Annotated in this window: 8 protein-coding genes; 6 read left to right on the top strand and 2 right to left on the bottom strand. The window is 52.0% G+C overall.

The features are described from left to right. Window positions 1-185: 185 nt before the first annotated feature. The 6 genes from ACFWUL_RS08520 (at window position 186) to ACFWUL_RS08495 (ending at window position 6,254) form a co-directional block, all read left to right on the top strand. Window positions 186-1,061, top strand: a complete 876-nt coding sequence (locus tag ACFWUL_RS08520; protein WP_416176990.1) for a DMT family transporter — start codon at window positions 186-188, stop codon at window positions 1,059-1,061. Window positions 1,062-1,186: 125 nt separating this feature from the next. Next, window positions 1,187-1,945: a sulfite exporter TauE/SafE family protein gene (locus tag ACFWUL_RS08515; RefSeq protein WP_297019169.1), complete on the top strand. Its 759-nt coding sequence runs from the start codon at window positions 1,187-1,189 to the stop codon at window positions 1,943-1,945. A 519-nt stretch (window positions 1,946-2,464) separates the two neighbouring features. Continuing rightward, window positions 2,465-2,893: a universal stress protein gene (locus tag ACFWUL_RS08510; RefSeq protein ID WP_297019168.1), complete on the top strand. Its 429-nt coding sequence runs from the start codon at window positions 2,465-2,467 to the stop codon at window positions 2,891-2,893. A 486-nt stretch (window positions 2,894-3,379) separates the two neighbouring features. Next, entirely contained in the window at window positions 3,380-4,408 is a 1,029-nt protein-coding gene (locus tag ACFWUL_RS08505; RefSeq protein WP_297019166.1) for a FecCD family ABC transporter permease, read from the top strand. Further along, window positions 4,409-5,161 carry an ABC transporter ATP-binding protein gene (locus ACFWUL_RS08500; RefSeq protein ID WP_416176989.1) on the top strand — a complete coding sequence of 251 codons (753 nt, stop codon included), beginning with the start codon at window positions 4,409-4,411 and terminating at the stop codon, window positions 5,159-5,161. It abuts the gene before it with no gap. Between the two features lie 88 nt (window positions 5,162-5,249). Continuing rightward, complete coding sequence (locus ACFWUL_RS08495) at window positions 5,250-6,254, top strand: ABC transporter substrate-binding protein (RefSeq protein ID WP_297019162.1); 1,005 nt, start codon at window positions 5,250-5,252, stop codon at window positions 6,252-6,254. A gap of 398 nt (window positions 6,255-6,652) precedes the next feature. Here ACFWUL_RS08495 and ACFWUL_RS08490 read toward each other — a convergent pair whose 3' ends face one another. Beyond that, complete coding sequence (locus tag ACFWUL_RS08490; protein WP_416176988.1) at window positions 6,653-7,759, bottom strand: adenosylcobinamide amidohydrolase; 1,107 nt, start codon at window positions 7,757-7,759, stop codon at window positions 6,653-6,655. Window positions 7,760-7,770: 11 nt separating this feature from the next. Continuing rightward, window positions 7,771-11,484: a cobaltochelatase subunit CobN gene (gene cobN / locus ACFWUL_RS08485; RefSeq protein WP_416176987.1), complete on the bottom strand. Its 3,714-nt coding sequence runs from the start codon at window positions 11,482-11,484 to the stop codon at window positions 7,771-7,773. Window positions 11,485-11,573 lie beyond the last annotated feature (89 nt).

The following is an 11,573-nucleotide window of genomic DNA, read 5'->3' as shown; positions in this document are numbered from 1 at the left end:
CGGATCATCCTTCCTAGCTGCTAGCCGCTAGAAGCTAGGAGCTCCATGCGCATGACTCTATCCGCAAGCATGCCAACCGCCAAACCCCAACAGCTCGACAAACTGAAATTGGCATACCTCTGATCCATTCGTGTATAATAGAAAACATACATTATTTCAGGAGTATGGCAGCACAGGAGGAAATCATGAAAGAAGAAACCATGCAGGCGAAGATGCAGTTTATCTTTGCCATGATGATATTTGGCACGTTAGGAATATTTATCCGCTATATTCCCCTTCCTTCCACGGTGATTGCGGAAGCCCGGGGGATTACGGCCACCCTCTTCCTCCTTCTCGTGGTATATCTCCGCCATTCCTCCATATCCTGGGAAGCAGTGAAGAAGAACCTGAAGGTCCTTTTCTTTTCCGGTGCTGCCATCGGTATCAACTGGATCCTCCTTTTTGAAGCCTACCGGTATACCACGGTGTCCACGGCCACCCTGTCTTACTACATGGCACCGGTCTTCGTCATTCTGGCTTCCCCCTTTGTGGTGAAGGAAAAACTGACACCTTTGAAATTTCTCTGCGTCCTCGCCGCTTTTGGCGGCATGGTCCTCATTTCCGGTGTCCTCACCGACGGAGGAGAGGGCGTCAGCTTCCGGGGCATTTTCTTTGGCCTCGGGGCGGCCGCCTTCTATGCGGCGGTGATGCTGCTGAACCAGTTTCTGAAGGACATTTCCGCCTATGACATGACCATCCTCCAGCTGTCCATGGCGTCTCTGGTGCTCCTGCCCTATACGCTTATCATGGAGAATTTCAGTACCATAGAGTGGGCGCCTTTGACGGTGGTGCTCCTTCTTACCGTAGGCATCGTTCATACCGGTATTACCTATACCCTTTATTTCGGCAGTATGCATTACCTTCATGCCCAGACGGCAGCCCTCTTCAGTTATATCGACCCCATCGTGGCTATCATCCTTTCCGCCCTGTGGCTGAGGGAACCCATGGGGCCCGCCAATATAACCGGTGCCGTACTCATTCTGGGCTCCACCATCGTGAGCTCTCTGGTAAAGGAGAAGTGAAAGCCGACCGGGGCTCCTGCGGCAGGCCAATCGGACAGATTGACGGGACAATGCGGTGGAACCGCGGAACCTCAACTTTCAAATCTCAACTCTTAAATCTGCATTTTTTAGAAAGAGCATAACCCATGTTACTCATTTCCATGATTCTCTTAGGTGCCGTTATCGGCTTTGTAGGAGCCGGCGGGGCGGGGGTCACCATTACCCTCCTCACCGTGGGCTTTGGCGTACCCATCCATACAGCCCTTGCCGTGGCTCTGGCGTCCATGACCTTTACCATGATTTCCGGAGCAGTCAGCCATTTCCGGGAACATGAAGTGGTGGTGAAAGTCGGGGCGGTCATCGGTGCCGGCGGCATTGTGGGGGCCCTTATGGGAGCGGCTGTTTCCAACAGGATGCCCTCCAATGACCTGAGTTTCATGACGGGGCTCATGGTTCTCTCCAGTGCAGTCATTCTTTATGTGAAGTTGTATCAGGCGGATTGGCTGAATCATCATCTCCATATCCGGAAGACCATCCTCACCGGCCGGAAACTCTATCTCTACGGTATTCCTACGGGCATTGTGTCCGGCTTCCTGGCAGGGGCTTTCGGTATCGGCGCAGCAGCGTACATCCAGATAGCTCTCATGGTGATTTTTGGAGTGCCTCTGCTCCAGTCCATCGGCACCTGCATGATGATCATCCTTCCTATTTCCGCTTCCGGTGGGCTTGGCTATCTTGTCAGCGGCCATCTGGACCTGTGGATCTTCCTGCAGACTCTCGTGGGCCTCACCGTGGGGGCCTGGATCGGCGCCAAGTTCACCCATCTGGCGCCGCTGCCGGTACTGAAGTTCTCCATCGTGGCCCTCCCCACCGTAGGCGGAGCGGTGATGCTGCTGTTTCACTGACCCTATAGTATTACATGGCAAGTTAGCCGGTTTCCTGATACGAGGAAACCGGCTTTCGTGTGCATTCGGACTATTGCGGTTTGTAGAGCTATTGGAGCGGTGCTGATGGATAGAGTCATTCGTGCGGGGGCTTCTAGCTGCTAGCGGCTAGCAACCAGGAAAGCTCTACAGCCTACGGCACGAATGACTGACGGGAATACCGGATGGGAAGCGCCGCAGGCTGGCCAGCTTTCCTAGCAGCTAGAAGCTAGAAGCTAGCAGCCCCGTGTGAGTGACTCTACACGCAAGCATACTAACCGCCAAACCCAACAGCTCGACAAATTGAAATATTGCACTATAACTGCAGAACTTCAATATTTATTTCACAGGGAAAACACTGTGTATAGTACAAATAATAACAGTTTCACAGAAATGATTAGCATAAGCTAAAATAAAGATGGGAAGAAAAGGACTTCCCGCTGCAGAGCAATTCATCAGGAGCATACATCTCCTGTTTGTGGCAAAGGATGGTGGGTTATCATGGCAATTAAAAAAGTAATTATCCCCGTTGATGGCTCCGAGGCTTCTGTAAATGCATTCCATGGGGGCATTGAACTGGCAGAAAAGTATGGTGCCGAAATTCTTCTCCTGAATGTGGTGGATGCCACCGAGATGATTGATCCTATCAATAAAATGATGATTTCCGACGAATATCGGAAAGCCATTAAAGAAAAGGGCGAAGAACTGCTGGCATCGCTGGTGCCCGAAATCCCAAAAACATTGGCTCACAAAGAAATGGTGCTCATCGGCGTACCGGGACCGATGATTGCGGGCCTTGCCAATAAAGAGGAAGGAACCGTCGTGGTTATGGGGAACAGCGGCAAAGGATCCCTGTCCTCCTTCATCATGGGCAGTGTGAGCCAGTATGCCGTACATCATTGCAAGGGGCCTGTGGTCATTGTGAAATAGGGCACTCACGGGACTGCAGGATAGAAGACGGAGAAAGGAGTATTCCTTTCTCCGCTTTTTGATTGCGGCGGACTATTGCGGTGAGCTGAAGGGTTTGGCGGTTAGTATGCTCGTGGATAGAGTCACTCGCATGGAGCTTCCGGATTCTGGCGGCTGGCTGCCAGGAAGGCTGATCCGCCTGCGGTGCTTCCATCCGGTATTCTCGTCAGTCATTCATGCTGTAGGCTGGCCAGCTTTCCTGGCAGCTAACAGCTAGAAGCTAGAAGACCCCGCCCGAATGACTCTACCCATCAGCACCAAACCCAACAGCTCGACAAACTGAAATATCATTTTCAATCTGCCATGCATATGCCCTTTTAAGGGATCCGGTTGGTAAAATGTATCAGCGGATGTGGAAATGAATAAAATTAGAAAAAAGATGGTTTCATATTGATTTAAATTACAAAATTATATAAAATAAATAAAAACAAAAGGAGAAAGTGGTTTGTGAAATATACGGGAAATCTATCGTGCTTTGCAAAACTCTTTATACTGCTGTTCCTGCTGGCAGTGAGCCTTGTACTTTCCGTAGGATTTGGCTCTGTGTATGTACCGGTGGGAGAGATACTCCAGGAAGTGGGGACCATGGTAATTACAGGGCACATGGCGGATACATCTTCTGCCATGATCCTTTGGCAGATACGGATTCCCCGGACTCTGTTTTCTGCGCTCTGCGGTATGGGCCTTGCCCTTTCGGGGCTGCTGCTCCAGACCATCACGAGAAATGACCTGGCAGATCCCTATGTGCTAGGTGTTTCATCCGGCGCTTCTACAGGAGCTGTGGCAGCTATTATCTGGGGCTGGTTTGCTTTCGCCGGTGGCGCATCTACTGCGGCCGGGGCCTTTATCGGAGCCGCTGCATCTACGGCCATTGTCATTATGGCCAGCGGGAAGAGCAATAATCCCATCCGCCTCATTCTGGTGGGCATGGGGGTGTCTGCCTTCTTCTCTGCCCTTACCATGATGATTATTTATGGTGCCCGCCATGAGGCGCAGGTGCGGAGCGCCATGTTCTGGCTGGTGGGAAGCCTGTCAGGCATGCAGTGGCAGGACCTGGCCATGACATCCTTCGGTGTACTTATCCTGATGGTTCTTGTATACCTGGTGAGAAATGACCTGGATCTCCTCCTTCTGGGGGCTGGGGAAGCGGAGTTCCTGGGATTGCACCTGAAGCACTTCCAGCTTTTCATTATCCTCCTGACTTCTGCCATGGTGGCTCTTCTGGTATCCAAGGCCGGTATTATTGGATTTGTAGGACTTATTACGCCTCACATGGCCCGAGCATTGGCGGGACCTTCCCATGGGAGGCTTATCTTCTTTTCGCCGGTTATCGGTGCATTGGTCATGGTGTGGTCCGATGTTTTATCCCGGACCCTCTTTGCACCGGAGGAGCTGCCCATCGGTGTACTGACTGCCTGCGTGGGAGCTCCTGTATTTATATGGATTGTGACACACCGGTACGGGGAGGCAGATTAAATGCTGGAAGTCAAGGATTTATCTTATGCCATTGGCACGAAAGAAATTCTCCGGCATATTTCCTTTCAGTTGGAAAAAGGCTCCATGACCTGTATCGTAGGACCGAATGGCTGTGGAAAATCGACGCTGCTATCCCATATTTCCAGAAAGCTTCCCAGTAAAGAGTCTATTTTCTATAAAAATCGGGCGATAGAGACTATAGACCGTAAATCCTATGCCCGGGAAGTGGCAGTGATGGTGCAGCAGTCCATGGAACTCACGGGGGAGCTGAAATCGGAGGACGTGGTCCTTATGGGCCGGTATCCGTTCAAAAGCCGGTTCAGCGATTATTCCACCAGAGACCATGAAATCGTTCGCACCGTAATGGAAGAAACCGGATCCCTGTCTCTCTGGGGCAGGGAAATGAAGCACATGTCCGGCGGTGAAAAGCAGCGGGTCCTCATTGCCAAGGCTTTCGCCCAGGAACCCCAGCTGCTTTTGATGGATGAACCCACGAACCATCTGGATGTGAAGTATAAAATTGCCCTGATGGAAACGCTGAAAAAGTTCCAGGCCCGGGGAACGGTACTCATTGTGCTCCATGACCTGTCTCTGGCGGCACGGTACTGTGACCATGCCATCATCATGAAAGAGGGGAAGATTCTGGAAATGGGAAAAACAGACGAAGTTCTTACGGCGGACTGTCTGGAGTCGGTTTTCGAAGTTCCCTTTTATACGGCTTCCCATGGGGGAAAACGGTTTCTTTATTGTTGAACTTCCATATATCTTCAGTCAGACATCGGGAATTTTTCCTCTATCAGGAGATTCCCTTTTTATAAAATTCCTAAAGGAGGAAAAACATATGAATGCAAAATGGAAAAAAGCAGCTGCCGCTGTCATGATTGTCCTGTCCATGGGAACCGTAATGGCTGGCTGCAGCAGCCAGCCTGCATCTACTGCCAAACCCGCGGCGTCCTCGGCCGCCGCTCCGGTGACCTGGAAGGAAAAACTGGATGGAAAAGAGGTGGATATGAAAGTCACGGCCCCGCCGAAGCATGCCGTTTCCATGTCATTCGCCACCACGGAAATGATGTTGGCCCTGGGGCTCCAGGACCAGATGGCAGGTACGGCTTTTAAGGAAGACGATATTTATCCTTCCATTGCCGATGCTTATGCCAAGGTACCGGTACTGGCTGAAAAATGGCCATCCTATGAGAAACTCATGTCCGTAAAACCGGACTTTGTGACGGGATGGGAAGTTCCCTTTACAAAGAGAGGTATTCCGGCGGATAAGATTATTTCTGCAGGCATTCCGATTTTTGTGCCGGATTCCATGCAGGACACCAATGCCAACCTGGACACCCTTTTCAGTGATATGCTGGAATATGGTAAAATTTTTGGCAAGGAAGATAATGCAAAGAGATGGGTAGACGGTGAAAAGAAGAAACTGGAAGCCGCCCAGAATAAGATCAAAGACCTGCCACATGTGAAGGTCTTCGTTTATGATTCCGATGATGGGCAGCCCTTTACTGCCTTTGAAGGATACACCACCAATGTGCTTAAGCTTATCGGTGCCGATAATGTCATGGCCGGCCAGGGGGTAGACAAGACATGGGCGAAGACGAGCTGGGAAAGTCTGGTACAGGCAGATCCGGACTATATTCTGGTGGTGGATTACAGCACAAGCGACAGGAACCAGGATTCCTTCGAGGAACGGGTAGAAAAGCTGAAAGAGAATCCCCAGCTTCAGAGTATGCGGGCGGTAAAGGAAAATCATTTTCTGAAGGTCCGGCTGTCTGAAATCACTCCTGGTATCCGTACGGTAGATGCCCTGGAGCGGCTGGCTGCTGAAATGCACCAGAAATAAGGAACCGGAGCTGGCTCTGGGCTATTCCGGTTAAAAAAATTGCGGTTTGACGAGCTGTTGGGGTTTGGCGGTTGGCATGCTTGCGGATAGAGTCACTCGCATGGAGCTCCTAGCTTCTAGCGGCTAGCTGTTAGGAAGGCTGATCCGCCCGCGGCGCTTCCACTCGGTATTCCCGTCAGTCATTCGTGCCGTAGGCTTGCCAGCTTTCCTAGAAGCTAGCAGCTAACAGCTAGAAGCTCTCACGCGTTTGACTCTCTCCACCAGCGTCGCCCCATCAGCTCGACAAACTGAAATTGGCGGTACTCAAAATTCATTAAAACGGCGGGTGTATCATATGCCGCCATCAAAAAACTGTGAAAGGGAATTTTCCTCTTTCACAGTTTTTTAATGGGCCCTGTTCATGGATTCCCCGGTTTCTTTTCCCCGTTCCCTATAATTTCCAGGAACAGGGCGGACCAGGCGGAGAGAATATCATCCAGGGTCGAAGACTTCTTCAATGGCCGCTCTTTCTTCTCACAGCCATAGCAGGCGGCGAGGAAGGACAGAATTTTTTCTGCGCTTTTCCGCACTTCCTCTTCGGAGAGCAGGTGCCACAGGTATTCATCCAGACTGTGAATCATGAGCACCGTCCAGGTCACCATGACGTCATCTTTGCCCAGGACATCCACCTTTTCCAGAAAGAGGGGCTTCAGCAGGGGATGGCCATTATTTTTCAGGTATTCCTGCCAGAGAGTGTCGGCGGTGATACCGAATCGTCTTAGCCGGCGGAGGACATGGTGCTGGTGTTCCGGAGTGAGGCCGCTCTGTTTTGCCAGTGCTTCTTTCACTGCCTTTTTCACCACCCGGCCGATGAGTTCTCCCATTTTACTGTGCTTTCCGGCTCCTTCCAGGTACAGGGGGCTTTCCGCGTTAGCCACCACAATCGTCTGGTCTGTGCCGGAACCCGTGGCGAGCCCGGTGGAGTAATGGCTGCCTTCCATAAGTTCCTGGATGGCGGCTGTCTTGGCTTCGGTACAGGTGACCAGGGCCCGGACCAGGGTGCCTGCAGGCATGTCGGAGTCCAGGAACAGCATGATATTGATGGTGCCGGGACGGTTTGGCTTTTCCAGAGGCTTGTACCAGGTGGCCGGGTCACCCACCCGGCCGCCATTGGTCTCGATACCGCCGGTGACGATGGCAGTGACTGTGAGTTCTTTATAGGAAAGGCTTTCTATGGCACAGTTTTCCATATCCGCTGCCGTCCCCATGCCGGTTACTGTGTCCGGCGGCAGGCCTATGCGGCGGCAGAGGAGTCTCATATGTTCCGCGTACGTGGGGGCCAGCATTTCACAGGGCATACCGGCGCCCACTTTTCCGTCATGGTTGAAAATGGCGGTGTAATTCTCGTGATAGCCACCGTTAAAGACGGAGGTGGAGAGAACTTTCCGGGGGCCTTTGAAAAAGACCACAATGCTTTTATCGTAACGATAGGCCTGATCGCCGGTGGAAATGGTATACAGTTTCATGGCAGCTTCTTTCATTCATCATCCCCGCTTTCTTCGATTTCCCCTTCGACGGACAGATACAGCTCTTCCAGTCGGCTGAGGGTTTCCTCTTTGGCATGCCACATGCCTCGCCTGCTGGCTTCCAGCAGGGTTTCCGTAAGCCGTTGAAGGGCCCAGGGATTGACTCGGGTCATCCATTTCTGCACCTTCTCGTCGAGGGCATATTTTTCTGCGTATTTCTCGTACATCCAATCTTCCATGACCCCGCTGGTGGCGTCCCACTGGAAACTGTGGGAGACCATGTTGGACAGGTCCGAGGCACCTTTGTACCCATGCTTCATCATGCCTTCGATGTACTTGGGATTAATGGACTCACTCCGGAATACCCGCTTTGCCTCTTCCTGCAGGCTGTGGAGCACCACATGGCTCCGGTCCGTACTGTCACCGCAGTAGGATTTCGGTGCTTTGCCCCGGACGCTGCGGACCGCGGCAATCATACCGCCATGGTAGGCATTGTAATCATCGCTGGAGAAAAGGTTCAGCTCGTGGTTGTCTTCATTTTTGATGGTTACATCCAGAGTGCCCATACGCTTGCGGAAGAGCTCCGGTACATAGGCACCCCTTGTTTTTCCGCCGTAGGCGTGGCCGCCCCAGCGGATGTACACATTGGCCAGGTCATCTACCGTGGTCCAATTCTTCGACTCCAGTACATTAGGAATGCCAGCACCGTAGCCTCCGGGGGGATCGCCAAATATACGATACGACGCCTGCCGCCATGCTTCTTCATGGGGCATGCCTTCCTTTTCCATGGCCCCGCTGTCTTCCAGTACATGTTTCCTTACGTAATTGTCTTCTGCCCCTTCGTCCAGGGAAGCGGCCATGAGGACCGCTTTGTCCAGAAATTCAGCGGCCCCCGGCATGGCATCCCGGAAGAGTCCGGAAATGCGGCTGGTTACGTCGATGCGGGGACGCTTCAGTTCGGAAAGTGGAATGGGCTCGATAGCCCGGACCCGTCCGCTGCCGCTTTGCCAGAGAGGACGGATGCCAAGAAGATAAAGAACTTCCGCGATGCACTGGCCGTGGCTTCTCATGTTAGCGCCAGCCCAGAGGACGATGCCTATATTTTCCGGGTAATGGCCTTCTTCGGCAATAAAACGTTCTATGACCTGGTTCGCCAGATCTTTCCCAATGGCCCAGGCCGCTTCCGTGGGAAGTGTTCTGGGATCGGTGCCGTAAAAGTTGCGCCCCGTAGGAAGCAGGTCTGCACCTCCGGAACTGGGGGCCCCGGAAGGAGAAGGCTCGATGTAAATTCCTTCCAGGGCATCCAGGGTGTGGGTGATTTCATTGGATGTTTCGGCCAGGTGGGGGGCAATGGTGTGACAGATATATGTGCAGATGGAAGACAGAACTTTCTTGGCTTCCTTCGTGCCACCTTTTGCCCAGGAAAGGGAAAAAACCGAAGGTATAGAATCATCCTGGAAGTCTGATTTCCGGAGAATATCTATGGCTTCTCTTGCATTGTCGATGATACGGTCTACGAGAGCGTTGTTGGTGATGCCAAGGGGCTCATAGATGTCTGCGCTGTTTTCCAGGAGGTCCCCATAGTTGACATCATAGAAATTAGCTATGCCCTGGTTCAAGCTCTGAATTTTTCCATTGGGCAGCTGGGTGAGGATGCGGATGTATTCCGTCAGCCCTTCTTCTTCTGGCGGCCTTCCCATGATGTGGAGACCGTTATGGACAGACATATTTTTCAGGTCTGAAATATAATTATGGAGCCGGGACAGATAGGATGGGAATAGCTCATCCTTTTGCCGGACCACTTCATCTTCCAGGTTTGCCTCTTTCACTTTCTTCAGAATCAGCTCCTCCAGATGGGTGAGGTCCGTATCTCCTTGCCGCTGGAAATGGATGTATTCATCCATGGCCTTTTCCAGTTCTTCCAGCTCATCGTAGGTACCGGCCTGGGTCTGGGGCGCCGGCAGGTGGGAAATGAGGACGGCACTGCTGCGCCGCTTCGCCTGGATACCTTCGCCGGTTATAGTCATATTGTAGGGGTACACATTGGGCAGGTCCCGGAGGGCCAGGTCCGGATAGCAGGCATCAGAGAGGCAGGCATTTTTCCCCGGCAGCCATTCGAGGCTTCCATGGGTGCCTACATGGATTACGGCATCCGCTTTCCATACATCCCGGAGCCACTGGTAAAATGCCAGATAATGGTGGGTGGGGGAAGCAGTGGGAGAATGGTACACCTTGTCCGGGTCTTCTCCAAACCCCCGGGGAGGCTGGACGGTGATGAATACATGGCCGTCCATGGTACCTGGTACCAGAAGGGCATCATCGATGTTCATGACGGTGCCCGGAGGATTTCCCCAGCTTTTGACAAGGTCTGCCTTTGTCCTTTCCGGCATGGTGTCAAAGTAGGACTGATAGGTCTCGGCAGGCAGTTTCTTTGCTTCCGCCAGCTGCCTCTCCGTGAGGAGAGCCTTGTCATTTGTGGCATGGGATGTGAGAATTTTGATGAAATGCTCTGAATTCTCCGGTATGAAATCTACCCGGTATCCCCGACTCTCCATTTCCTTGAGGAGTATCCGTACGCTTTCGATGGAGTCCATGCCCAGGGCGTTGCCGATATTGGAATTCTTTGGGGGATAATTGTGGAAAATGATGGCCACTTTCTTATCTTTATTTTCTTTCCGGCGGAGCCGTGCCCATTTTCCCGCCTTATGAACCATGTGGACGAGCCGTTCCATGATGGGGGTATATCGGATTTCTCCATTCGGCAGGATCTTTTTACAGGCTACCGGAACGCCATGGATATCGCCATCAAATTCAGGCAGGGAGATGGAAATGGAAATATCCACCGGCGTCATGCCTTCGTAGGAGGAAGCCCAGTCTTTGTACTCCGTCATGAGCGAATAGCCAAGAAGAATGGGAACCCCCTGGTTCTTCAGGAAAGAAACAGGAAGAGAACCGCTGGTGGAAAGGGAAAACTTCATAAGATTAATGATGACATCCACACAGGGAAGGCCGCAATCCGTAAAGTAACGGGTATAAACCTCGGTAAGCGGCGGCATGCCCATCTCCGTGATGGGAAGGCCGTTGCTGAAGACAGGGATTACATTCATTCCTTCCTTTTCGATTTCATGAATCAGGGCATCCTGGTAGGCCAGGTCCTGCCATAGCCATTCATCCCGGTAGAAGAGTAGGCCTATGGTGGGGCGGCTCGGACGGAGATGGGCCTTCTTGTAGTCCGAAAGGGTAAGGTAGGGAGATTGGCTGTCGGGGTAATAGATGCCGCACCAAGGAAGGGGCTCCGGTTCTTCTACCTTCGGTGGATTTCCGGAAAGGCAGGTGTCAAGGTACAGGAGAAGGTTCCTGTAATTTTTTCGCCCGCCATACTGAAAATACTTCATGATCCGGGTGGAAACAGTATCCGGCAGGCCGGAAAGGTAGAGACAGTCCTGGGAGCCGGCGTCAAAGAAATAGGGAATCCCCAGACGGTCGGTGGTATCCTTCAGCCGCTTCAGGAAGGCCGTATCGAGGCCTGTCCCCATCCACCGTACAACGAGAAGTTCCGTTTCGGTCAGAAGAGATTCCCATTTTTTGCTCCATACAGTACTGCTGTCAATGAAAAGGGATTTGGAATCCTTCTTAAGGCTGCCGCATTTCATAAGCGACGCCATTTCATTCTTCATGATATTGAACTTACCGGATATATTGGATAGGAAAAGCAGATGTCCCATGGAAAACCTCTCTTTTATAAATTTCCTTCCATAGTGATATAATGGAAGAAATATGTACATTTATGAAAACATAATGATACAGGTATTTC

This window comes from Dialister sp., assembly GCF_047832375.1.
Lineage (GTDB): Bacteria > Bacillota > Negativicutes > Veillonellales > Dialisteraceae > Dialister.
The sequence above is the reverse complement of the archived record's forward strand: the minus strand, read 5'-3'. Positions and strand labels throughout refer to the sequence as shown.